General features: G+C 71.4%; 21 protein-coding genes. 9 read left to right on the top strand and 12 right to left on the bottom strand.

Features of this window, described 5'->3' with window-relative positions; all coding sequences use genetic code 11:
• Positions 1-44 precede the first annotated feature (44 nt).
• The 5 genes from BLU82_RS24530 to BLU82_RS24510 all read left to right on the top strand — a co-directional run bounded on the left by BLU82_RS24530 (position 45) and on the right by BLU82_RS24510 (position 4,373).
• Positions 45-572 (top strand): YdcF family protein, encoded by a 528-nt coding sequence (locus BLU82_RS24530; protein ID WP_092623618.1) that lies wholly within the window; start codon positions 45-47, stop codon positions 570-572.
• Positions 573-690: 118 nt separating this feature from the next.
• Complete coding sequence (locus BLU82_RS24525) at positions 691-1,713, top strand: NAD(P)-dependent oxidoreductase (protein WP_231947577.1); 1,023 nt, start codon at positions 691-693, stop codon at positions 1,711-1,713.
• Entirely contained in the window at positions 1,710-2,939 is a 1,230-nt protein-coding gene (locus tag BLU82_RS24520) for a class I SAM-dependent methyltransferase (RefSeq protein WP_092623616.1), read from the top strand. Before BLU82_RS24525 ends, BLU82_RS24520 begins: the two co-directional genes overlap by 4 nt.
• A 13-nt stretch (positions 2,940-2,952) precedes the next feature.
• Positions 2,953-3,735: a sugar phosphate nucleotidyltransferase gene (locus tag BLU82_RS24515; protein WP_092623615.1), complete on the top strand. Its 783-nt coding sequence runs from the start codon at positions 2,953-2,955 to the stop codon at positions 3,733-3,735.
• On the top strand, positions 3,735-4,373 hold the full coding sequence (locus BLU82_RS24510) for a PIG-L deacetylase family protein (RefSeq protein WP_092626239.1): 639 nt from the start codon (positions 3,735-3,737) through the stop codon (positions 4,371-4,373). The genes BLU82_RS24515 and BLU82_RS24510 overlap by 1 nt, the downstream gene beginning before the upstream one ends.
• On the opposite strand, the gene BLU82_RS24505 is transcribed toward BLU82_RS24510, so the two are convergent.
• The 3 genes from BLU82_RS24505 to BLU82_RS24500 form a co-directional block, all read right to left on the bottom strand.
• On the bottom strand, positions 4,342-5,637 hold the full coding sequence (locus BLU82_RS24505) for an O-antigen ligase (protein ID WP_157741242.1): 1,296 nt from the start codon (positions 5,635-5,637) through the stop codon (positions 4,342-4,344). The genes BLU82_RS24510 and BLU82_RS24505 overlap by 32 nt on opposite strands.
• Positions 5,604-5,780: a hypothetical protein gene (locus BLU82_RS34420; RefSeq protein ID WP_157741241.1), complete on the bottom strand. Its 177-nt coding sequence runs from the start codon at positions 5,778-5,780 to the stop codon at positions 5,604-5,606. The genes BLU82_RS24505 and BLU82_RS34420 overlap by 34 nt, the downstream gene beginning before the upstream one ends.
• Positions 5,781-5,842: 62 nt before the next feature.
• A complete protein-coding gene (locus tag BLU82_RS24500) occupies positions 5,843-6,895 on the bottom strand; it encodes a hypothetical protein (protein ID WP_092623613.1) in 1,053 nt (350 codons plus the stop codon).
• Positions 6,896-7,066: 171 nt separating this feature from the next.
• On the opposite strand from BLU82_RS24500, the gene BLU82_RS24495 reads away from it, so the two are divergent.
• From BLU82_RS24495 to BLU82_RS24480, 4 genes are read left to right on the top strand one after another with little or no spacing between them, the layout of a single operon-like run.
• On the top strand, positions 7,067-8,356 hold the full coding sequence (locus BLU82_RS24495) for a polysaccharide pyruvyl transferase family protein (RefSeq protein WP_157741240.1): 1,290 nt from the start codon (positions 7,067-7,069) through the stop codon (positions 8,354-8,356).
• The gene (locus BLU82_RS24490; RefSeq protein WP_197682437.1) at positions 8,353-9,600 is read left to right on the top strand and encodes a Coenzyme F420 hydrogenase/dehydrogenase, beta subunit C-terminal domain; all 1,248 of its coding nucleotides are present in this window, start codon (positions 8,353-8,355) and stop codon (positions 9,598-9,600) included. The genes BLU82_RS24495 and BLU82_RS24490 overlap by 4 nt, the downstream gene beginning before the upstream one ends.
• Entirely contained in the window at positions 9,600-10,445 is an 846-nt protein-coding gene (locus BLU82_RS24485; protein WP_092623611.1) for a glycosyltransferase, read from the top strand. The genes BLU82_RS24490 and BLU82_RS24485 overlap by 1 nt, the downstream gene beginning before the upstream one ends.
• Before the next feature lie 5 nt (positions 10,446-10,450).
• Positions 10,451-11,392 (top strand): glycosyltransferase family 2 protein, encoded by a 942-nt coding sequence (locus tag BLU82_RS24480; RefSeq protein WP_197682436.1) that lies wholly within the window; start codon positions 10,451-10,453, stop codon positions 11,390-11,392.
• A 16-nt stretch (positions 11,393-11,408) separates the two neighbouring features.
• Here the strand turns inward: BLU82_RS24480 and BLU82_RS24475 are convergent, their stop codons facing one another.
• From BLU82_RS24475 to BLU82_RS24430, 9 genes are read right to left on the bottom strand one after another with little or no spacing between them, the layout of a single operon-like run.
• Positions 11,409-13,283 carry an asparagine synthetase B family protein gene (locus tag BLU82_RS24475; protein ID WP_092623610.1) on the bottom strand — a complete coding sequence of 625 codons (1,875 nt, stop codon included), beginning with the start codon at positions 13,281-13,283 and terminating at the stop codon, positions 11,409-11,411.
• Between the two features lie 12 nt (positions 13,284-13,295).
• Positions 13,296-14,030, bottom strand: a complete 735-nt coding sequence (locus BLU82_RS24470) for an aspartate/glutamate racemase family protein (protein WP_157741239.1) — start codon at positions 14,028-14,030, stop codon at positions 13,296-13,298.
• A 19-nt stretch (positions 14,031-14,049) separates the two neighbouring features.
• Positions 14,050-15,219, bottom strand: coding sequence for a right-handed parallel beta-helix repeat-containing protein (locus tag BLU82_RS24465; RefSeq protein WP_157741238.1), 1,170 nt, complete (start codon positions 15,217-15,219; stop codon positions 14,050-14,052).
• A 4-nt stretch (positions 15,220-15,223) separates the two neighbouring features.
• On the bottom strand, positions 15,224-16,897 hold the full coding sequence (locus BLU82_RS24460) for an oligosaccharide flippase family protein (protein WP_092623607.1): 1,674 nt from the start codon (positions 16,895-16,897) through the stop codon (positions 15,224-15,226).
• A 25-nt stretch (positions 16,898-16,922) separates the two neighbouring features.
• Positions 16,923-19,640, bottom strand: a complete 2,718-nt coding sequence (locus BLU82_RS24455; RefSeq protein ID WP_172885695.1) for a fibronectin type III domain-containing protein — start codon at positions 19,638-19,640, stop codon at positions 16,923-16,925.
• On the bottom strand, positions 19,637-20,623 hold the full coding sequence (locus BLU82_RS24445; RefSeq protein ID WP_255367086.1) for a glycosyltransferase: 987 nt from the start codon (positions 20,621-20,623) through the stop codon (positions 19,637-19,639). Before BLU82_RS24445 ends, BLU82_RS24455 begins: the two co-directional genes overlap by 4 nt.
• A 10-nt stretch (positions 20,624-20,633) precedes the next feature.
• Positions 20,634-21,767, bottom strand: coding sequence for a class I SAM-dependent methyltransferase (locus BLU82_RS24440; protein WP_092623603.1), 1,134 nt, complete (start codon positions 21,765-21,767; stop codon positions 20,634-20,636).
• Positions 21,764-22,936 carry a class I SAM-dependent methyltransferase gene (locus BLU82_RS24435; RefSeq protein ID WP_092623602.1) on the bottom strand — a complete coding sequence of 391 codons (1,173 nt, stop codon included), beginning with the start codon at positions 22,934-22,936 and terminating at the stop codon, positions 21,764-21,766. Before BLU82_RS24435 ends, BLU82_RS24440 begins: the two co-directional genes overlap by 4 nt.
• Positions 22,933-24,099: a glycosyltransferase family 4 protein gene (locus BLU82_RS24430; RefSeq protein ID WP_231947576.1), complete on the bottom strand. Its 1,167-nt coding sequence runs from the start codon at positions 24,097-24,099 to the stop codon at positions 22,933-22,935. Before BLU82_RS24430 ends, BLU82_RS24435 begins: the two co-directional genes overlap by 4 nt.
• Between the last annotated feature and the right edge of the window lie 45 nt (positions 24,100-24,144).

The raw sequence follows: 24,144 nt of genomic DNA, 5'->3' as shown, positions 1-24,144 counted from the left end.
CCGCACTCGACATTCGGGACAGCCGACGCCGTACGATCCCTCTCGTGCGCCGGCTCGGGGGGAAGCCGCGCCGCCTGGTGATGGCGGGCGCGTTGCTGCTGCTCGCGGTGGTCGTCGTCGAGCTGCGGCTGTTCGTGTTCCCGCCCGCCGACACGCCATCGCGGGCCGACGCCGTCGTGATCCTGGGCGGCCCCGGCGACCGGCTGGGCCGCGGCTGGGACCTCGCCCGCGACGACATCGCGCCGGTCGTCGTGACGTTCGTGCCGGACCCGCGGTTGTGCGAGCCGCTGGACGTCGACCCGGAGGAGATCTGCCTGACGCCGGAGCCGTCGACGACCCGCGGCGAGGCGCGCATGGTGGCCGAGCTGGCGCGCGAACGGGACTGGGACCACCTGGTGGTGGTGACGGCGGCCAGCCAGGCCGAACGCGCCCGCATCCGGCTGGAGCGCTGCTTCGACGGCGACCTCGATCTGGTGACGGTGCGCGAGGACGGACTGGCCCAGCAGGTCTTCCGGGTGTTCTACGAGAACGGCGCGATGATCAAGGCGCTGGCCTTCCAACGCGACTGCTGATCTCCGGCTCGACGTGTCCCGACCTGCCCGATAGTCTCCTTTCGAGGTGTATTCCGGGCGGGGGGCTCGGAACGCCGCAAACGGGCCTGTGGGCCTGGGGGGCAATATGCGTGTGCTCGTGACGGGCGACCGTGGCTACATCGGCGCCGTCCTGGTTCCCTTCTTCCGCCGCCACGGTCACGACGTCGTGGGGCTCGACGCCGGCTGGTACGACGGCTGCGACTTCGGGGCGTTCGAGCCGGGCGAGTCGCGGTCCGGCGACGTCCGCGACGTCACCACCGACGACCTCGCCGGCTTCGACGCGGTCATCCACCTGGCGGCCATCTCGAACGACCCGATCGGGCACCTGAACCCGGGCGCGACGCTGGCGGTCAACGCCTCCGCGCCGGTGTACCTGGCCCGCACCGCCAAGCAGGCCGGCGTCACCCGGTTCCTGTTCTCGTCGTCCTGCTCGCTGTACGGCGCCGCCGGCAGCGCGCCGGTGGCCGAGGACGCCCCGTTCAACCCCGTCACGCCGTACGGCGAGAGCAAGATCGTCGCCGAGGCGCAGCTGTCCGAGCTGGCCGGCGACGACTTCAGCCCGACCTACCTGCGCAACGCCACGGCGTACGGCTCGTCGCCGCGGCTGCGCGCGGACATCGTCGTCAACAACCTCACCGGCACCGCGTACACCCGCGGTGAGGTGCGGCTGCAGAGCGACGGCACCCCGTGGCGCCCGCTGGTGCACATCGAGGACATCTCGCGGGCCTTCCTCGCCGCGCTCGAGGCGCCGCGCGAGGTCGTCCACGACCAGGCGTTCAACGTCGGCCGCGACGAGGACGTCATGCAGATCCGCGACATCGCCGAGCAGGTCTCCGACATCGTCGGCGTGCCGGTGACGTTCGCCAGGGACGCCGGCCCGGACCACCGCGACTACCGCGTCGACTTCTCCAAGATCCACGAGCTGCTGCCGGCCTTCGCGCCGCGGTGGACGGTGCCCGACGGCATCCGCGAGCTGTCCGCCGACTTCGCCCGCATCGGCATCACCGCCGACGACTTCGAGGGCGCCCGGTACGTGCGGCTGGCCCGGGTCCGCGAGCTGATCGACTCCGGCCGGCTCGACACCGAGCTGCGCCTGCGGGTCGAGCAGGTGGCGCGATGAGCGCCCCGGCCTGCCGGCTCTGCGGCGCCGAGCTCAGCCACACGTTCGTCGACCTCGGCATGTCGCCGCCGTGCGAGGCGATCCTCGAGGCCGATCAGCTCGACCGCGGCGAGACCTTCTACCCGCTGCACGTCCGGGTCTGCGAGCAGTGCCTGCTGGTGCAGCTGCCGGCCTACATCCCGGCCGAGGAGATCTTCACGCATTACGCGTACTTCTCCTCCTACAGCGACTCGTGGGTGGCGCACGCCAAGGCGTTCGTCGACGGCGCGGCCGACCGGCTCGGGCTCCGGCCCGGCTCCTTCGTCGTCGAGGTGGCCAGCAACGACGGCTACCTGCTGCAGCACGTGGTCGCCCGCGGCATCCGCTGCCTGGGCATCGAGCCGGCGGCGAACGTCGCGCAGGCGGCGCTGGACAAGGGAATCCCGACCGAGGTGCGGTTCCTCGGCGAGACCACCGGCGCCGAGGTGGCGGCGGCCAACGGCCGGGCCGACCTCGTCGTCGCCAACAACGTGTTCGCGCACGTGCCCGACATCGTCGACTTCGCCAAGGGGCTGCGGGCGCTGGTGGCCGACGACGGCTACGTCAGCATCGAGATCCCGCACCTGCTCCGGCTGGTCGAGGGCCGCGAGTACGACACCATCTACCACGAGCACTACTCGTACCTGTCGCTGCTGACGACGCAGCGGGTACTGGCGGCCGCCGGGCTCACCGTCGTCGACGTCGACGAGCTGCCGACGCACGGCGGCTCGCTGCGCACGTGGTCGACGCCGTCCGAGAACGCGGGCGCGCCCAGCGCGGCCGTCGCGAAGGTGCTCGCCGACGAGGCCGCTGCCGGGCTGCACACGCTGGAGGGCCACGCCGGCTTCAGCGTCGCCGTCGCCGACGTCCGCAACGACCTCGTCGAGTTCCTCGTCGAATGCTCCCGCAAGGGCGCGACGGTGGCCGGGTACGGCGCGCCCGGCAAGGGCAACACGCTGCTCAACCACTGCGGCATCCGGTCGGACCTGCTCGCGTTCACCGTCGATCGCAACCCGTTCAAGCACGGGAAGTTCCTGCCCGGCACGCACATCCCGGTGCACCCGGTCGAGCGGCTGGCCGAGGAGAAGCCCGACTACGTGCTGATCCTGCCGTGGAACCTGCGCACCGAGATCGCCGCGCAGCTGGAGTACGTGCGCGAGTGGGGTGGCCAGCTGGTGGTGCCGCTGCCGGCTCTGAAGATCTTCTGACCCGGGGGGACCCATGAAGGTGGTGCTGTTCTGCGGGGGGTACGGCATGCGCATGCGCAGCGGCCAGGACACCGCCCCGAAGCCGATGATGACCGTCGGCGACCGACCGGTCCTGTGGCACGTCATGCGCTACTACGCGCACTTCGGCCACACCGAGTTCATCCTGTGCCTCGGCTACGGCGCGCAGTCGGTGAAGGACTACTTCCTCGACTACCGCGAGACGGCGTCGAACGACTTCGTGCTCAGTGACGGCGGCCGCCGGGTCGAGCTGCTGGGCTCGGACATCAGCGACTGGCGCATCACGTTCGCCGACACCGGCATGGACTCCGAGATCGGCGAGCGGCTGCGCCGGGTACGTCACCACCTCGACGGCGACGAGGTGTTCCTCGCCAATTACGGCGACGTGCTCACCGACGCCCCGATGGACCGCATCGTCGACCGCTTCCTCGCGACCGACGACGTCGGCAGCATGCTGACGGTCCGGCCGCACCACTCGTTCCACGTCGTCGACGTCGACGCCGACTCCAAGATCGTCGGGTTCCTGCCGGCCGAGGACATGGACGTGCGCATCAACGGCGGCTTCTTCGTGCTGCGCCAGAGCATCTTCGACTACCTCGAGCCCGGCGACGACCTGGTGATGCACGGGTGCGCCCGGGCCGCCAAGGACGGGCGGATGCTGGCCGTCCCGTACGACGGCTTCTGGGCGCCGATGGACACCCTGAAGGAACGCACGATGCTGGAGGAGCTGCACAAGCGGGGCTCGGCGCCCTGGGAGCTCTGGCGGACCGCGCCGTGATGCCGCTGACGCTGCCGCCCGGCGAGCTGGAGCTGCTGTGCCTCGGCGCGCACCCGGACGACATCGAGATCGGCTGCGGCGGCACCCTGCTGACGTTGGCGACCGCCCGTGACGTGCGGGCCACCGCCCTCGTCCTCACCGGCGCGGGCGAGCGGCGCGACGAGGCGCTCAAGGCGACCGAGCGGTTCCTGCCCGGCGCCGCGGTCGACGTCCGGGTCGCCGGCCTGCGCGACGGCCGGCTCCCGGCCGCCTGGGACGACGTCAAGGACACCCTGGAGGACGCCGCGCGCACCCTGCGCCGCCCGGACGTCGTCTTCGCGCCGCGCCGCGACGACGCGCACCAGGACCACCGGCTGATCGCCGAGCTGGTCCCCACCGTCTGGCGCGACGCGTTGGTGCTCGGCTACGAGATCCCCAAGTGGGACGGCGACCTCGGCCCGGTCAACCACTACGTGCCGATCTCGGCCGAGGTGGCCCGCCGCAAGGTCGACCTGCTCGACGACAGCTTCCCGTCCCAGGCCGGCCGCGACTGGTGGGACGAGGAGCTGTTCCTCGGCCTGCTCCGGCTGCGCGGCATGGAGTGCCGCAGCCGCTACGCCGAGGCGTTCACCGTCGCCAAGGCGACGCTGACCTTCTGATTTCGTCGGGGCGCCAGCGGGCCATCCACGGCGTCGCGACGTACTTGTCGCCGGGCGCCGCGATCTGCAGGGTCCGGTCATGCGGTGACTCATGGTCGAGCCGCCACAGGGCGCCGATCGCTCCCACGACGATGAACAGCACCCCGACGAACGTCGCGAAGGAGAACGAGTCGAAGGTCGCGCTCACCATGAGACAGACCGGCATGATCACAGCTAGCGCCTGGGCCAGGTGCCGCGTCTCCTGGTCCGCGCCGCGCAGCCGGATGCTGCGGGCGACGAAGTACGGCGCGAGGAAGAAGATCACCAGACCGGCCAGCCCGATGACGCCACCCACCAGGAGCGTGCCGTAGAGCTGGTTGTCGAGCAGGATGTACTCGTCCGGGATGAGGGTGCCGGCGCCGCGGCCGATCCAGGGCCGCTGGCCCCAGAGGTTCATGACGTACTCGGTGTCGGACAACCGGTTCTGGATGCTGGGGTCGTTGTTGGCGTTCGTGAACAGCGACCGGATGGTGCCCAGGACACCTGGTTGTACGACGGTGAACACTGCGGTGGCGCCTACGCCGATGACCGCCGCGTTGTACCGGTGTCGCCACGGCCATACCGTCGCGAGCAGGACCATCCCGAGGGTGACGGCCAGAGTGGCGGATCGCGAGAGCGAGAACGGAATGGAGGAGCCGATCAACACGACCGCGAACCAGCGCAGTCGGCGCTGGCGTCTGGTTGTCGCGAACAGCGCGTAATGGATTGCCAGTGGCAAGACCATGGAGAGGACTACGCCGAACTCGATGTAGTGCGTCGCTGTCGACGCCACGCGGGCGAAGCCCGGACCACCGCGCTCGCCGATGCCGATGAGGTCGGCGTTGTTGCGCAGCCCTGGCAACCGCAGGTATTGCGTGAGATCGGCTATGCGGAGGAACTGCAGGATGCCGATGAACGCCATGACCGCGGTGAACCCGACCAGCGCCAACAGGAACCGGTCGAGCGCGGCACGTGTGGGGAGGCCGTCGGTGATGGCCAGGCTGAGGCCGGCCATCGCGATGGTGAGGATCAGCCAGCGATCGGCGCTGCTCGCCTCGATGCCGGGCAGGCCGCGGTCGAAGCCGACCGCGTACCCGAACAGCTGCACGGCAACGTAGAGCCCGATGACCCAGCGGATCGGCTGCGACCCGCCAGGCAGTTGGCCCCGCCCGCGCAGCACCGAGAGTGCCCAGAGGAATGCCAGGAGGATCCCTATGGCGACAGTCGGGCGTCCGACGGCCCCCATCCCCCGATGACCAACCGGGCAGGGATCATGAACTGCAGCGCGACGAAGACGACGAGGATCGTCAGCGTGCTGGGCGCCTTGAGGACCGCGGGCGCCCAGGTGGTGCGGGCCGCGACGAGACGGTCGGGTTCGCGCAGTAGCACCGGGCGCCAAGCCGACCGCTTGGCTCGCCGGACACGGGTCTGAGCCGGACCCGGTGCGACGCTCATGGGCGCTGCGCGGCGCCCGAGGACGTCGTGGTGCCGGACGTGGACTCGACATCCTCAGCGGGCTCCGGCGCGTCCTTCCGCTTGGACTTCTTCTCCAGCTGCCGCTTCGTGAACTCCGGGTCGAAGAACGGGTTGCGCCGCCGCCGTGGCTCCTCTTCGGCCGCGATCGCCTCCTCGAGGCTCTGGTCGCCGGGCCACACCCATTCGTTGGTGTTGATGAGCGCACTGTTGATGCTCGGGCTGGCGGTCGTCAGGCCGGTGTGGTCGCTGTGCTTGTTCCCGTTCGGCCCACGCGGTCCGGCCGGCGCCGGCTCGGACCTGCGGCGTGGAAGGTCGCGTGACCGCGGTGCCTCGGGCTCTTCGGTGGCGGAGACGGGGTCGTCGACGGCGTCGGTGCTCGGCTCCGCCGGTTCCGCGACGGCCGCAGCGGTGTCGGACGCCGCCTCCTTCTCATCGCGCGCCCGCTTCGCGCTTCGCCGCGAGCCCCTCGCGCGGGCCCGCTTCCACAGCCCGACGATGTCGTCGAAGAGGACGGCCACCAGTAGCGACACCCCGGCACCGAGGACACCGACGACGGCCTGGACTCGAACTGACCCTGTGTCGACGATGGCCGTGACAGCGGGCGGGTCGAGTACCGCCAGCGTGTACTGCGCTTCCGCAGGCAGGGCCGCGTCGGTCTGCCGGGTCGCAAGTTCCTGCGCGGCGAGGTCGAGCACCGCCTGGCCGGTGGCGATGGCCACCTCCGGGCTGTCCGCGCGGACCGAGACCTGCAGGATGGTGCTTCGCGAGGCGACGCCGATCTCGTAGGACGCGGAGAGACCCTGCTCCATGATGGTGCGGCGGCTGTCGACGCTGTTGAGGACAATGCCCAGCGCCTCGTTGGCGTTGGTGATGCTGCCGTACGGGTTGGCCACCTCGCCCTGAATCCGCTCGGGCGTGATCATGGCACCGGCCTGCCCCTCGTACTCTGGAGCCACCCGGTTGCCGGCCCCGATGGCCATGACGCCGGTGACGGCGAGTAGCGGCAGCAGGACATACCAGCGGCGCAAGGCCGCAAGAGTGATTCGCCAGACGTCCACGTATTGCCCCCCAGCACGTGCTGCCTCGTCACGAGGCCTGCTCCATGGTAGGCGTGGATCACCAGCGCGGCAAAGCGGAACAGTCGCATCATTCGACGATGTCGGACATACTTGCAGTGTCTTGCACTGTGGGGGGGCCACGTGGAGGGAATACGACTCTGTCTTGCCGGCGCGTCGATCGGCAACGGCAACAGAGGCGTCGAAGCGCTCGGGCGTTCGGTACTCGATGTCATCGACGCGGTCGCACCGGGCGGCCAGGTCACCGCGTTCGACGACGGCTGGGGCGTGCGTCCGGACACGTCAGGGCGGTACCCGTCCACGACGGTGGAGTTCGCCGGCGTCCGCACGTCACGGCGCTGGCACCGGCCGGAGAGCTGGGCGCGCATCCGGGTCGCGCAGGCCTTCGGCGGACGGGGCAACCCGGTGGCCACGCGCATCGCCCGTGCCGACGCCGTCGCCGACATCAGCGGCGGCGACAGCTTCACCGACCTGTACGGACCGGTGCGGCTGAACTCGGTCGCCGCGCCGAAGCTGGCCGCCGTGCGGGCCGGCCGGCCGCTGGTGCTGCTGCCGCAGACGTACGGCCCGTTCGACACCCCCGAAGGGCAGGTGCTGGCGCAGCGGCTGATCCGCTCGGCGTCGCTGGCCTACGCGCGTGATCCGCACAGCTACCAGCGGCTGCTCGAACTGGCCGGTCCAGGCGCCGACACCTCCCGGCTGCGCGACGGCGTCGACGTCGCGTTCGCGCTGCGGCCGCGCCGCCCGGCGGCGCACGTCGCGGACGTCGTCGAGGCGTGGGCGGCGGACGAGGTCGTGGCGGGCGTCAACGTCAGCGGGCTGCTCCGCGACGCCGCCGGCCGGGAGCGGTTCGGACTGGCCGGCGACTACGTCGCGACGATGACGGAGCTGGTCCGCGCCCTGATCGCGGCCGGCGCCCGGGTGCTGCTGGTGCCGCACGTCCAGGTGCCCGGCGGCCAGGGCGAGAGCGACATCGCCGCCATCGAGCAGGTGCTGGGGGAGCTGACCCCCGCCGAGCGCGAGCGGGCCGCCGTCGTGCCGCCCGAGCTGGACGCGGCCGAGCTGAAGTGGTGCATCGCGCGGTGCGACTGGTTCGCCGGCAGCCGCATGCACGCCACCATCGGCGCACTGTCGTCGCGGGTGCCGGCCTTCGGCTACGCCTACAGCCTCAAGACGCTGGGTGTCTTCGAGACCTGCGGCATGGGCGCCCAGGTCGCCGACGCGCGCGAGGTCGCCGGGCCGGCCGCGGTCGAGGCGATGACGGCCTCGTTCCACGCGCGTTCCACGAGCCGCGACCTGCTGGCCGAGACCGTGCCCGGCGTCGTCGACCGCGCCCGCGGGCAGCTCGCGGACATCGTCCACGACGTGCTCGGCTGGCGGCACGACGCCGACCGGCGGGGAGCGATCGCGTGACCACCAGGCCCGGCTCGATCCAGGAGGTCGTCGACGCGCACCTGTGCAGCGGCTGCGGCACCTGCGCGTTCCTCGAGCCCGACGCACTGCGGATGGCCGACGTGCCCGGCGCCGGACGGCGGCCGTTGCCGATCGCCAGCGTCAACGGCCGGGTGGCCGGCGCGGCGCTCGCGGCCTGCCCGGGCGCCCGGCTGGAGCACGAGGCCGGCGCGCTCGACGGCGCTCCGCTGGGCGGCAGCTGGGGTCCGGTCCTGGCGCTCTACGAGTGCTGGGCCACCGATCCGGAGGTGCGGCACCGAGGCTCGTCCGGCGGCGTGATCAGCGCACTCGCCGCGCACGCCGTCACGTCCGGGGCGGCCACCGGCGTCCTGCAGGTGCAGGCCCGCGCCGACGCCCCGCTGGAGAACGAGACCGTCCGCAACCGCACGTACGCCGACATCGTCGCCGCGGCCGGGTCGCGGTACTCGCCGGCCAGTCCGGGCGAGCGGCTGGACCTCGTCGAGGAGGCCGACGGCCGCAGCGTCGTCGTCGGCAAGCCGTGCGACATCGCGGCCACCCGGCAGGCGGCGCGGCTGCGGCCGTCGCTGGGCGCGAAGGTCGGCCTGACCATCGGCATCTTCTGCGCCGGCACGCCGACGACCCAGGGCACTGAGGAGGTGGTCCGGCGCCTCGGCGTCGAGCCCGACGACGTCACGAAGCTGGACTACCGCGGCGAGGGCTGGCCGGGCCGGTTCCGGCTGCGCACCGGCGACGGCCGGACGCCGTCGTTCAGCTACGAGGAGTCGTGGGGCGAGACCCTGCAGAAGCACCGGCAGTGGCGCTGCATGATCTGCCCGGACCACACCAGCGAGTTCGCCGACCTCGCCGTCGGCGACCCCTGGTACCGGACGGTGCGCGACGGCGAGCCGGGGCGCTCGCTGGTGGTGGTCCGCACCGAGGCCGGCCGGGCCGCGCTCGAGGCGGCGCTGCGCGACGGCGCCGTCGAGGGCGGCCCGATCCCGCTGGAGCGGCTGCCGCAGTCGCAGCCGAACCTCGCCGCGACCCGCGGCGCCGTCTGGGCCCGGGTGCGGACGATGCGGTTGGCCGGGCTGCCCGCGCCCGACTACGCGGGCCTGCCGTCGTTCCGGCTCTGGCTGGCGCTGGGCTGGCGCGACAAGCTCCGGTCGACGGCCGGGACGCTGCGCCGGATCAAGGCCAAACGGCTGCGCGAGCCCGAGCCGCGCCCGATGCGGGAGGTGGCGTGATGGGTCACCGCGCCGACATCGTCATGATCACCTACAAGAGCGCCGGGTACCTGCACCTCAGCCTGCCGCGGCTGCTCGAGACCTGCGGCCCGGACGACCGCGTCTGGCTGTGGCACAACGGCGACGACGAGGCCACCATCGAGGCGCTGCGGCCGTACCGCGATGACCCCCGCGTGTACCGCTACCACCACAGCCGCGAGAACGTGCGGCTGCGCCCACCGACGTCCTGGCTGTGGACGCAGTCCGAGGCGCGGTTCGTGTCCAAGGTCGACGACGACTGCCTGGTCGAACCCGGCTGGCTGGACACCTTCACCGCCGCGCACGACGCGAACCCCGACTTCGGCGTCATCGGCAGCTGGCGCCACCCCGACGAGGACTTCCGGCCGGAACTGGCGCAGCGCAAGATCGAGACGTTCCGCGACGGCCACCAGCTGATGCGCAACCTGTGGGTCCAGGGCAGCGGCTACCTGATGCCCCGCTCGTACGTCGAGCGGCTCGGCGTGCTCGGCGAGACCGAGTCGTTCACCGGGTACTGCCTGCGGGTGGCCCGCGTCGGCGGCGTCAACGGCTACTACTACCCGTTCGTCCCCGAGGACCACATGGACGACCCGCGCTCGCCGCACACGCTGGTGCGCACCGACGCCGAGTTGGCCGCGCGGATGCCGCTCTCGGCGCAGGCCAACGGCGTCCAGACGGTCGACGACTGGCTCGCCCAGCTGCGGCAGAGCGCCTACGTCCTGCAGACGGCGTCGCTGAACCCGAACGCCTACCGCGGCTGGCGGCGCAAGGCGAAGACAGTCCGCAACCGGATGAGGCGGCTGGCCGGAAAGCCGGCGACGTGGTGAGCTCTGTGTTGGCCGTGCCGGACGCCGTCGCCGCGGCGAGCGCCGGGACAGAGCCGGAGGTGGTCGTCGTGGCGGTCACCTACAACAGCGCGGCGATCGTCGAGCCCTTCCTCGAATCGCTTCCGACCGCGCTGAAGGGCATCGATTCGGCGCGCGTCGTCGTCGTCGACAACGCGTCGGATGATGGCACGCCGGACCTGGTCAGGTCACTCGCGCCGTGGGCCGTGGTCGTCGACGCGGGGGGCAATCTCGGCTACGGCGCCGGACTCAACGTCGCTCTGCGACAGGGTGTGGGGGAACGCGGCGTGCTCGTCCTCAACCCGGACGCCGTCCTGTCCGCGGGCGCGGTCCGCAGCCTGCTCGACGAGGTCTCCGGCAGCCACGAGATCGGTGTCGCGGTCCCCCGGATCCTCGACACGTCCGGCAATCTCAAGTTCTCGCTGCGTCGCGAGCCCACGCTGCTGCGCGCCGTGGGCGAGGCAGTCCTCGGCGGGCACCGAGCAGCGCGTTTCCCCCGGCTCGGCGACATGATCCGCGATCCGGCCTACTACGTCCACGGCGCCACCGCCGACTGGGCCACCGGCGCGGCCATGTTCATCTCGCGGCGCACCTTCGACGCCGTCGGGCTCTGGTCCGAGGAGTTCTTCCTCTACTCCGAGGAGACCGACTACGCGCTGCGGGCGCGCGACGCCGGCTACCACCTCAGCTACGTGCCCGACGCCGTCGCCGTTCACCCGGGCGGTGAGATGAGCCGATCGCCGTGGCTGTGGAGCGTGCTGGCCGTTAACCGCACGAAGCTCTACCGCAAGCGGCACGGGCCGATCGCGTCGGCCGCCTACTGGTGCGTGGTCGTGCTCAACGAGGCGGTTCGCGCCGCGCTGGGCCGCCCGACGCACCGGGCTGCGCTCGTGGCGCTGCTGCGCGGCCGCATCCCTCGATCGGCCTGACCGGCGGCTTGCGTGGCTAGCCGGCCCCGTTGACGGCGGCCGCACGGGTCGCGTAGTCGGCGAGCCAGTGGTTGGCAGTGGCGACCTTCGCGAGCAGCAGCGGGTCCGACGGCGACCGCCCGGCGCGCAGCTCGGCCGCGGCCCTCGCGATCGCGGACTCGGAGAGCAGCGGGCTCGGCGGCGCTGCTTCGAGGAAGGTCGCGAGCCGCTGCGCATAGACCGGCCTCGTGCGGGCCCAGAGGTCCGCCGGGAACACAGAGGCGCGCCTGTCGATGACGTCGGCGGGTCGAGCCAACCCCGTGCGCTGCCGCAGGTGGCCGGCGCCGGTCTGCAGCGCGAACCGCGCGGCGCGGCGGCCCGCGGACACCGGGTGCCTGCGGCCCAGTGCTGACAGCTGGCCCAGGAATGAGCTGTCGCCGGACCAGTAGACGTGGGTGAGGCCGTGCGGGCTGTTGCCGTCGTCGCTGCGGCCGATGTTCGCGGTGGCTGCGAACAGCTCCCGATGGGCCTGCAGGTAGAGCGTCCCGTTGCGGCGCTGGTCGGTGGTGAGCCGCGACGCGAACCGCAGGACCCGGCTGTCCAGGAACGGTGCCTCGATGCGCAGCCCGGACCGGCGCAGAGCGTTCACCAGGATGTTGCCCCACCGGAGTTGGCGGTTGGCGAGCTTCCAGAAGATCACGGCGTCGCCGCGCTGCGAAAAGTCCCACCCGGCCATCGACTCCGCGAGGCCGTCGCGGATCACGGCCGGCGCCTCGCCGCGCACGTCGTCGCTGAGATACGGAGCCATGGCGGCGACGCTGCCCTGGTAGCGGTGCCACTGGCGCTCGGCCGCCTGCGTCGGGTCGGTGATACCCAACCCCTTGTCGTCACCCCAGATCGGGCCGCCGGCCAGCCCGTTGACGATGACATCCGCGAACGTGGGCAGCAGGTCGTCGAACCACAGCTCGTACATCTCGGCCGGGCTGTGCGCTCCGTCGAGGCGGTCGGCGATGCGCGGCGCCTGGCGCAGCAGGCGATCGTCGGTGACCGGAACCTGCACGTGCGGCAGGCCGAGGCGCTCGGCCACTCGGGCCGCCACCACGGCCTCGCGGTTCCGGCCGTTGCCATAGGTGTAGCTCACCGGCCGCGCACCCAGCTCGGTGGCCATGACGGCGATGGCGCGGCTGTCGAGGCCGCCGCTGAGGCCCAACGCGAGGCGCGCGCCGGCGTTGCGCCCGAGGACGTCGGCGACGACCTCGCGCCAGACTTCCGCGAAGGCCGCGACGGCCTCGTCGTCGGACATGGACTCGGCTGACGGCTGGAACAGCGGCATGCCCTTGCGGTGGCCGCCGTCGGCCTGACTCCACTCGAGGTGGGTGCCGGGGGCGAGCAGTCCGGCGCCGGCGAGCAGCGTCCGCTCCTGAAGCGGGTGGAGCATCACGAGGTATTCGAGGAGGCCGCGCTCGTCGACGCGGTTCGGCAGCCCGAGGCTGACCAGCGAGGCGAGATGGGTCGAGAGCAACAGACCGCCGCTGTCGGATTCCGCCCAGTAGGCGGGCAGGAACGCCATGCCGTCGGTGCCGGCGGACACCGTGCCGTCGGTGCGCAGGTGCACGCCCACGTGCCCGGCCTCGGCGCCGGCGAGCTGGCCATCCGACGTGGCCGCGACCGCCAGCCCATGCGCGGTGGTCGCGACGGCCACGAAGGAGCCCGAAGCGTCCTCACGGAACTCCGCCAGCGTGCCACCGGCCGGCTCGGTGGCGACGAGCGCACACGTCGCGGTGGGTGTCTCGGCGATGCGCGACGACGTGGCGCCGGGCACCAGGCCGGCGGCGCGGCCGACGGTCGCCCGGCGTCGGGCGCGGTCCTCGGGCCGATCGGAACCGCAACTGAGGAGGATCTCGTAGGACATGGCCTCACCAGGTCAGAGGGACACGGCCGCGCGCCGGCCGAGCGCGATGTCGACCGTGGCCTCCGCCATGGCCTGGAGCGCGTCGACGACCTGTGCAGTATGACCCAGCCGGTCGGCGATGAGCGACAGCTCCGTGCAACCCAGGATCAGCATGGTCGCGCCGTCGGCGAGGAGGGCATCGACGGACTCGGCGCACAGCGCGGCCGCGTCGTCGAGCGACCCGCCGGCCTTGATCACCGAAATCGACTCGTGCACGGCCCGCTGGTGCTCGGCGCCGGGCAGGGCGATTTCCAGGCCGACGTGGTGCAGTGCCGTCGCGTAGATGCCGGTCGCGGCCGTACCCGAGGTCGCGAGCAGGCCGCACAACGAGCCTTTGGCGCGCTTCCTCGCCGCGGTCGCGGCCTCGTCGACCATGTGCACGATCGGCACGTCGATGCGCTCCTGCAGCCACTCGTAGAACGCATGCGACGTGTTGCACGGCAGGCAGATGAGCTCCGCCCCGGCGTCGATGAGCCGGCGACCGCTGGCGAGCAGCTTGGGGCGCGGGTCCTCGCCTCCATGGAGCAGCGCCCGGGTCCGGTCGGGGATCGACGGGTCGGAGTCGACGAACACGTGCAGATGCTCCTGATCGCTGTGCGCCGGTGTGATCGCGGTGATGCGGCGGAACGCCTCGACCGTCGCCATCGGACCCATGCCGCCGAGCACGCCCACGGTGAGCGGAGCCCGCCGCGTGGCGGGTCCGCTCACCGTGGTCAGCGTGGTGCGGCTACTCGACGGGTTCGCCGGTGTCCGCCCAGACGTTTCCTTCCCAGACAAAGCCTGGCCCCCCATTACTGTCTCGGCCCGCGGCGGGGCCGTATCGACCACACGTGTCGAAGAACTTCCGACCGAAGTGGTTGTCGATGTAGCGAACGTTCTCGGCCACCGGGAACTCCTTGGAGTCCAACGATCCCGCGTACGTACAGTACGAGCCGGTGGTGTTGAACAGGTTGTGCTCGACCAGCACGTTGCTGACCTGGGCGAAGTCGCCGTACATCACGAACGCGCCGGAGCAGCCCGGGCCCTCGCATTCGATGGTGTTGTTGACGATCACGTGATCCGCGCCGCCGTTCATGCCCATGCCGGAGCGGTGCGTGCCGGAGTCTGGGTTGTAGTGGTTCGCCCGGATGAAGTTGCCCTCGATGTGCGCGCCGTTGGTGAAACGCAGGCCAGTGCCGACGTCGTAGACGCGAGAGTTCGTCATGGTGAAGGGACACTCGCTGTAGAACGACTTCGCGCGGTCGTCCAGCACGTCGGTGTCGCCGGCGATCTCGATGTGCTCGATGACGACGTTGCGGGGGCACTCACCGTTGGACTTCTCGGTGATGTGCAGCGCGTACTGGCCGTTCTCCTGTGCGACGTGGTTGATGCGCACATCGCGGAGGACGACGTCATCGTGCTCGATCTGGATGCGGCCGCTGACTTCCAGGCCCTCGATGACCTGGCCGTTCTCTTCGGACGAGAGGGAATCGCTCTGCGTGAAGTCCGAGGTGCGAGGTCCCGTGGTCTCCATGGTCGGGAAATCCCCGTAATCGACGTCCTCGGCGGGCGGCTCTGGCTCGGGCACCTGCGTCTCTTCCGGTTCCTCCGACTGCGTCGGCTCCGGCTGAGGTTCCTCGGTCGGTTCCTGCGTCGGTGTGGGGGTCGGAGTCGCCGTTGGCTTCGGCGTCCGGTGCCAACCGCGCTTCCAGTACTGGTGGCGCGTGGGCTTCGGCTCAGGAGCGCCGATCTGGCGCGCTGCGGAGAGGGTGTCGTCTGCGACGGTCGATGTGGGCTCGTCCGGCTGAAGTGCGTAGGCCACCGCGCCGCCTCCGCCCAGGAGGGCGACGATCAGCGTGATGACGATGATGTGGCGGCGCGTTCTGCGGCGCGCGGGGTTGCCACCGTACTTGGGCATCGAATCAGTCCCTGCGGGTTCTCGACTGTGCGGTCTCTTGGGCCCGTGACCGTTTCGTGACGGTGCCCAATGAAACATGGACGGCAAACCGTTGCAAGCTCGTGACCTGCAGCAAAGGCGTCAGAATGGTCCGGACCACCGGGTCCAGCGCGGCCAGCACGACCACCGACACCATTGCGCCTAACAAGCCGCCGAGCAGTGCTGCGACCAGCGGAGACGTAGCTAGCTGCCAGGTGACGGCGCTGGCGACGCCCGCAGCGGCGATTCCAGCCCCGACGGCCGGGAGAAAAATCATGAAAAACGTGGTGATGCGGATACCGAAGGTGCGGGAGGCGACCGCCAGGAGAAGGACTGCCGCCCCCGCAGAGGCCGCCACGATGGCCCAGCAGAGCACAGCGAGCTGGCTCAGTGCGGCATCGTCGAGTGCCGCTGCCGTGAGGAGCGCTGCGGCGCCCAGCCCGCCCCAGATCCACAGCACCACGGCAAGAGTCCCCGGCTTGCCTCTGGCCTGTAGCGCGGGCCCCAGCAGCAGGGTCAGGGCAGAGAGCGCCTGGCTCACGGCGAGGATCCTGATGGCCTCAGTGGTGCCCGCCCACTCGCCGCCGAGCAGGCTCTGGACCGCGGGCGCCACACCGGCGACGATCCCCAGCATGGGCAGTGCCAGCGCCGCGGTGACGCGTTGCATGCGCAGGAGCCGTTCGTTGAAGGCGTCCTGGTCGTCCTGCAGCGCGGACAGGCCGGGCAGTGAGACTGCCTGCATTGATCGTGCGGTGACGTCGACGACCATGCTGGTCAGCCGCTGCCCCATCCGGTACAGGCCGACCAGCACCGGACCGAACAGCGCGCCGGCGAGGATGACGTCGAGGCGGCCACCGAGGAACAACCCGAGGCTGGAAGCCGACGACCTGACGGAGTAGCGCCACAGGTCCTTCGCCGCTCCGCTGCTGAACCGCAGCCGGGGCCGCCAGTGCGACACCCGCCAGAGCACGACGACGGTGGTCACCGTCGTCACCACCTGCTGGGTGACCAGTGCCCAGACGCCCCAGCCGGCGACCGCCGCGGCGATGCCGGCCACGCCGCCGGCGAGGACCGACGACCAGCTGCGCACGGCCAGCTTCCGGAAGTCCAGGTGGCGGCGCAGGATCGCCTCGTGCACCACGACCGACGAGCTGAGCGGGACGCTGAGCGCCAGCACCTGAATCACCGGCGCGAGCTCGGGCAGCCCGTTGAGTCCGGCCCACCAGGGCGCGGCGAGCAGCCCCAGGCCTGTGCAGACGACCCCGGTGCCCAGGACGAGCCAGAACGCGGTATCGGCATGCAGATTGGAGAGCGTCTTGCGGGCGATGATCGCCGGCATCATTCCCTGCTGCTGGAGCATTTCGATGAAGTTGGTGAACACCAGGGCCATCGCGATGACGCCGAACGCGCGCGGCCCGAGCATGGCGGCCAACGCCAGCGACAGTCCGGTCGTGATGGCCATCTTGCCGATGGTCAGCGAGTAGGACCAGATCGTGGCCGAACGCAGCTTCGAGTGGCGCTTGGGCTTGGCCCGACGCGCCTCGTAGCGTGCGGCCAGCAGGTCGTCCGTCGAGTCATGGATCGCCTGACGCCGGACCGGTCGCCGCCTGCCGGCCGCGTGCCGTCCCGGTGCCTGTCGCTCGATGGTCTCGGCGGTCATCGACGTATCACGTCTGGTCGTCCGGTCACGGCGATCCGGGAACGGGCGTGATCTGAACTGCTCCGAACGTGGCGTCGAGCTGGTGCGCGATCAGCACGATCGAGCCGTTGGCGACACTGTCGGTGTCGTCGATCGTGGCGGACCAAGCGGCCGGCTCGGCGGTACCTGTGCGCCACCACTTCATCGAGTACCGCGCGCCCTGGGCCAGGCTCTCGACCCTGACCTTCATCGTGTAACTGGTGCCGAACGCGATGCCGCTGCCTTCGCGGGTGCCGCGTTTCACCGGTGAGTTCCCGTTGCCTCGCAGCTCCCACCGGGCTCCGTCCTCGAAGAACCGGTACCAGCTGTAGGCGCCTGCGGGGAACCAGTCCCAGGCGGGCTGCGAACTGTCGACCGCCGTGTGGCCCTGCCAGCGCAGGCCGAGCCCGATCATCGGCGCACCGGACAGATGCGTATACGCGCCCGGCCCGAAGCTGTGCACAGTCATCGGCACGGTCACCTCGTAGTCCGTCCACCGCAGGTCCCCGACCGCGACCAGCCGGTCGTATCCGGTCGTGGCGGTCCGCAGCGTGCCGTTGGAGATGACCCAGCGGCCGTCGACGACCTGGCCCTGGTTCTGTAGCGGCGTCGATCCCGACCAGTTCACCGTCCGGGGCATTGAGAGCGCTCCCGGGCTGGCGACGCTGACGGTGACATTCGCCGATGCCTGATGTCCGTTCCGGTAGGTGGCGTTGATCGCCACCGTGTGCTGGCCGGTCGACAGCGACGACCGCGGGATGTCGATGTTGAAGTCGCCTGGGTTCTGCAGCCGCCGGTTGTCCGGACCGATGCTCAGCGGCTTGGCCGAGCCGCCGTCGACACGGTAGGTCAGCGCGGTCACGTTGGCCGGGTCGGCCACCGCACCCAGGATGTTCACCCAAGGCTGCGTGTGGGCCGGAGTGCCGAACGACTGCTGCGGGCCGTACCAGACGTCGATCTCGTCGCCGGAGCCGGTGGGCGCGGCCGTGGTAAACGTCCCGGTGACCGGGGCGCCGGGATTGCCGGCGAGGTCGCTGCCGCGCACCCGGTACAGATAGGTGGTCTCGGGCTCGAGGCCTGTCAGCGTGACGGAATGGTTCAGCGCGGCACCGGACTCGGTGACCGTCGAACCGTACGACGTCGTGAGGCCGTAATCGACGGCGCCGCCCGCCGGTTCGTTCGTCGTCCACTGGACGGTGGCCGAGACGGCGGTGGCGGTCACCGTGGGCTGGCCGATGACCGGTGGCGTGGTGTCAGGCGGCAGTTCGGTGCCGTCCTCGGGGTCGATCGGACGCGCCGGGTCGAAGACGTAGTCGACCAGTGCGCTGTACGCGGGCGCCGCCGAGCCGCCGGCGTTGCCCGCATGCGGGCCGACCCGGTTCAGCTCGATGGCCTGTGTGAAGGTGGCGGCAGTGGTCCACGACTGGCCGTCGGCCGACCAGCTCAGCGTCCAGGTGTCACCCGCGCGGGACACCCGCAGCCGCACCGACGGCAGCGCCGCCAGCGACTGGTTGAGGCGGCTCTTCGCGGTGCCGTTGACGGTGCTCGACGCGAACAACCGCAGGCCGGTGCCGTCGTGGAACACGTCGAACCGGGTGAACGTGCCGGGGCTCTGCTCGAACAGCAGGCCCTGTGTCTGGTTCTTCAGGGTCGGCATGGAGTCGAACTTCGCCTCGACCGTGATGTCGTCGTCGGGGACCGACTGGACGGCACGCAGCGAGTCGGCGCTACGCCACGGGTTGTGGTCGGAACCGCCCGGGACCCCGAGGACGAGCCGGGCATCGGCGGTGCCCGCGCCGGTCAGGGTCACAGTGCCGTCGCCGGCGGGATCGACGATGCTCCAACGTGAGCCGAGCGCTCCCGTGGCGAAGTCGTCCGAGACAAACGCTGAACCCGGCGCGGGAGTCGGCGTGGGGGTGGGGGTTGGCGTGGGGGTGGGGGTTGGCGTGGGGGTGGGGGTTGGCGTCGGAGTCGGCGTCGGCGTTGGTTCGGGCTCCGAGCCCGTGCCGTCCTCCGGGCTGACCGACGCCGCCGGGTCGAAGACGTAGTCGATTGCAGCGGTGAAGGCGGGGGATGACGTGCCGCCGGCGTTGCCGGCGTAGGGTCCGACCCTGGACAGGTCGATGGCCTGGGTGAAGGTGACGGCCGTCGTCCACGACTGGCCGTCGCCCGACCAATGTACGGTCCAGGAGTCGCCGGCCCGGTCCACCCGCAGCCGGATCGACCCCAGGTCAGGCAGTGCCTGATTGGTTCGGGTCTTCGGCGTGCCGTTGACCGTGCTGGACGCGAACAGCCGCGGCCCGGCGCCGGCGTCGAACACATCGACACGCACGAAAGTGGTCGGGCTCTGCTCGAAGAGCAGACCCATGTCCTGCGTGGCGGCGCTCGGCATGGTGTCGAACTTCGCCTCGACGGAAACGTCGGCGTCGGCGACGGACTGCATCACCCGCGGCACGTCGGCGCTGCGCCATGCGTTGTGCTCGGTGCCGGCCGGCACGTCGATGGTCAGCCGCGCGTTCGTTGTTCCGGTACCCGTGACGGCCACGGTGCCGTCCCCCAGTGGGTCGACGACCGTCCAGGCGCTGCCCAGGGTGCCCGACGAGAAGTCGTCCGAGGTGATGCTGGTCGTTTCGGCGACGGCCAACGGCGGAATGAGCAGCGCCGCGGTAGTGACACCGACGGCGATCAGCCCCAGGCTCCGGGCGCGCTGTCCACGGAGGTTCATTTGGCCTCCCTCGAGGCGTCGGCGCCTGCGCGGCGTGTGGGTCTGGATGCGGCGGGAGCGCGATCGAGGACCGCGTGCTTCACCCGGCTGGCCTTCATGTGCGCCTTCCGCAGAGCCCAAACCGCGGCGAAGGCCGCGATGCAGCTCAACCGCTGGGGCAGGGGAGCCGGCAGACCGGCGAGCGTGCCCGTGACCCTGCGCACGAGTTGAATGCGTCGTGGCTTGGTGTTCGCCACTCTCTTCGGGTCGAACCAGGCGGCGACGGTGGCAAGGTTCTTCGTGCTGCCCTGGCGGCTCGATGCCTGGTGGATTCGCCGGAAGAACAACCGCTCGGGCACCTCGTGGAACTGGCCGAGGGCGGCGAGTTCCGCGAGCAGCACCACGTCGGACGACGGGTAGGGCCGGATTCGCCCGCTTGCGCGCAGCACCTCGCTCCGCATGACGCCGAAGACGGCGTTGCACAGGCTCCAATGGCGGGCGTACTGAGCGACCCGGCGGTAGGCGTGGGCTGAGCGCAGGTCGAGGCCGTCGCGGTAGGGGCGGAGGGGCGCACCGTCGTCGTCGATGAGCATCGTCTGTGGGTAGGCGAGGATCGCGTCGGCGTCGGCGTCGAGCGCATCGACGCACCGTCGCAGCAGTGTCGGGGCGCAGACGTCGTCGTACGCGACCCAGCGGAACAGCGGCCCGCGAGCGAGGTCGACCGTCCGGTTGTAGTTGTACGCGGCGCCGAGGTTCTCCGGATTGCGGTACAACCGGATCCGGGGATCACGCCGCGCATACTGCTCGCAGATCTCCCAGGTGCGGTCGGTTGAGGCGTTGTCGCTGACGATGATCTCGAAGTCTGCGAAGTCCTGGGCAAGTAGGCCATCGAATGCCTGCGCAACATAGCGCTCGGCGTTGTACAGCGGCATGCCGAGGCTGAGACGTGGCACAGCGCCGCCGCGCGGGCCCCCTGCCTGGGCGTGTGTCGCGGTCGCGGACATTGTGGCCACCTCAGACCGCGACGACCTCGGCGGGAACGCCGAGCTCGCCGAGTTGGCCGGTGATCTCCCGCTGGTACGCGGGGTTGGTGACGAGGACGGTGGCGACCTGCTCGCCGGGCAGGTCGGCGGGGGCGATGACGCGGTGCCCGGAGCCGGGCAGGAAGCGGTGCCACTTGCGCGGGTTGAGGTCGACGACGGTGAGCCGGCCCTCCGGGTCGACGGCGTTGAGGAAGCTCACGCCCTTCGAGCCGGCGCCCCACAGCACCGTCCGGTCGCCGTGCCGGGCGATGTCGTCGCGCCAGCGGGTGACGTGCTCGTGGTGCCGCTCGGCGAAGTCGGCGAGCAGGGCGAGGTGCTCGGCCGGGTCGGCGGGGGCCGGGTCGGTGCTGCCGGCGCGGACCTCCACCCACGCGTACTGGCCGGCGAACGACCGCCCGGATGCCACGACCTCGAACCCGCAGCGGCGCATCAGCGCGTGCAGCGACCCGGCGGAGAAGTAGGAGACGTGCGGGTAGATGAAGTCCCACATGCCGGTGGGGCCGAAGTCGAACTCGGCGGCCGGCACCTCGAAGTAGTGGACGGCGTCCGGCGGCGCGGCCGCGCGCAGCGAGCGCAGGATCGCCGCCGGGTCCTCCAGGTGCTCCAGCACGTGCCGGCAGACCAGCAGGTCGTACGGCTCGACGTCCTGGCCAGGCCGGTAGTAGTCGCTGACCAGCGTCACGTTCGGGATCTCGCGGTCGGGCATCGTGCTGGGGTCGTAGCCGACGCCGGTGCCGCCGGTGAGCGCGGTGATCGACGCGAGGAAGTCGCCCTTGCCGGAGCCGATCTCGACGACGACGCCGCCGCGCAGGCCGTAGGTCTGGACCAGCCAGGCGGCGAGGTCGTCGGCGTAGGCCTGGAACGTCGGGGAGAAGTGCAGCGAGTTGTCGTACTCGGCGTCGTAGTCGATCAGCCCCGGGTCGAACGCCACGTTCACGGCGTGCCCGCAGTCCGGGCACCCGGCGAGGTCGAGCCGGCCGAGCGCCGCGGACCGGGCGGCGTCGCGGTCGTCGAACATCACGCCGTTGAGCACCGGCGTCAGGCCGAGGTCGGCGATCGGCCGGAGCCGGTCGCCGCCACAGGCGAGGCACGGGTGGAAGGTCATAGCGTCTCCAGGGCGGTGCGGACGCCGCGGGCGTCCAGGTCGCGGCCGATCTCGGCGGCGTAGGTGGGATTCATGACGATGACGAGGTCCGGCGCGAGGTCGGCGACCGCGTCCGGCGCGACCACTCGGTGGCCGCTGCCGGCCAGGTGGCGGTTCTGCTTGTGCGGGTTGATGTCGACGGCCGCTGCGACGTGCCGGGCGTCGTCGCCGAGGGTGGCGAGGAACCCGACGGCCTTCGAGCTGGCGCCCCACAGCAGCACGGTTCCGCCGCTCGCGGCGACCTTGCGCACCCGGTCGCGCCAGTGCGTCCGGGTCTCCTCCATGCGGGCCACGAAGGTGCCGGCCGCGGCCAGCACGTCGTCGCGATCGTCGGCGTCGGCGCCGGCCCGGCCGACCGGCGCCGGGCGGGCCTCAATGACGAGGTACTGGTCGTCGTAGGTGCGGCGCAGGTCCAGCGGCTCGAACCCGCTGCGGCGGAACAGCGCGGCCAGCGAGCCGGCGGAGAAGTAGGAGCAGTGCTCGTAGTAGACGTCCCAGAACGCGCCCTCGTGCAGGACGCGCAGCACGTCGGGCAGTTCGAACAGGACGACGGTGTCCGTGCGCGCGCCGATGGCGGCACGGACGCTCCGCAACCAGGCGCCGACCGGCGCGATGTGCTCCAGCGTGTGCCGGCACACCACCGCGTCGGCGTCGATGGTCTCCAGCGCGTCCGGGAACAGGCCCGGGATCCAGGTCGTGCGCGCCCGCAGCGCGGGGTCGATCCGCTCGGTCCGCACCGCGGGGTCGACGCCGATGCCGTGGCCGACGCCGGCCGCGATCAGCGTCGCCAGGAAGTCGCCCTTGCCGCAGCCCAGCTCGACGACGGTCCGGCCGGTCAGTCCGTAGCGGCGCACCCAGCCGCCGGCCAGCTCGGTCGCGTAGTCACGGAACCGCGGCGAGCAGCCCTGCGACTCCTCGTAGTCGTCCTCGTACCGGGTCAGCGCCGGGTCGAACGCGGTGTTGGTGACGAACCCGCAGCTCTCGCACACCGCGAGGCGCAGCTCGCCGGCCGGGAAGGCGCGCGCCGCCGCCTCGTCGTCGAGCATGAGGCAGCTCGCGGCCGGCACCCGCTCGACGGTGTAGAAGGTGCGCAGGTCCGGCCCGGAGCAGGCGGGGCACGCGGTGGTCATCGCAGCGACCCGATCAGGTCGACGTAGCGGCGGGCCTGGTCGGCCCAGGCCAGCTCGGTCTCGATCCGCCGCCGGCCGGCGGCGCCCATCTGCGCGCGCCGGTGCGGGTCGTCCAGCAGGGCGGCGATGGTCTTGGCCATGACGACCGGGTCGCCGTCGGGCACGTAGTCGGCGGCCGGCCCGGCACAGCGCATGGTCTCGCGCAGGTCCGTCGCGACGACGGGCACCGCGTGCGCCATGTACTCCAGCGTCTTGTTCATGGTGGAGCGGTGGTTGAACTCGCACGGCGGGTCCGGGGTCACGCCGACGTCGGCGGTCGACAGCCAGCGGCCCAGCTCGGCCTGGTCGACCCGGCCGGTGAACGTGACCCACTCGTCCAGGCCCAGCCGCGTGCACTGGGCGCGCAGGTCGTCGAGGCTGTCGCCGTACCCGAGCAGCCCGAACCGGGTGTCCGTCCGGCCCAGCGTGTGCACGTAGTGGGCGGCGGCGTCGAGCAGGCGGTCGACGCCGTCCTGCGGGCCCATGATGCCGATGTAGCAGACCAGGAACTCGCGGCCGCCGCGCAGCTCCGGGTGCTGCGGGCCGGCCTTCATCTGCTCCGGGTCGGGCGTGCTCATGACGACGGCGGTGCGGCCGATCGGCACCTTGCCGCGGGTGAGCGCGACCTCCTGGTACGACGGGTTCGGGCTGACCACGCGGTCGGCGGTGGCGTAGGTGGCCCGCTCGAGCAGCAGCAGGGCCCGGTAGAGCGGGCCGCGCTTGCCGAACCGCGCCTCGTAGACCTCCGGGCACAGGTCGTGCTGGTCGTACACGAACCGCTTGCCGCGCAGCTTCCACAGCAGGCCGAGCAGCCAGTAGGTATCCGGCGGGTTACAGGCCTGCAGGATGTCGAAGCCCTCGGCGCGGGCCGCCCGCAGCGACAGCCGGGCCGTGCGCAGCCAGCAGACGACGAACTCGACGAGGTAGCTGACCAGCCCCGACGTCGCCGGCGGCGGCTGGTACGAGCGCACCACGATGCCGTCCAGCTCGTGCACGTCCGGTTCGTCCGGCGTCTCCTTCGGGCAGATCACCGTGACGCCGTACCCGGCGTCGAGCAGCGCCCTGCACTCGTGGCGCACCCGGCGGTCGATCCGCACCGGGATGTTCTGCACGACGATCAGCACCCGTGGCGTCGCACGCCGCCGGGCTCCACCCCAGACCCCCATGAA

Origin of the sequence: Jiangella sp. DSM 45060, from assembly GCF_900105175.1 — a bacterium.
GTDB lineage: Bacteria > Actinomycetota > Actinomycetes > Jiangellales > Jiangellaceae > Jiangella.
Note: the sequence above shows the minus strand (reverse complement) of the source record. Positions and strands in the feature narration are given on the sequence as shown.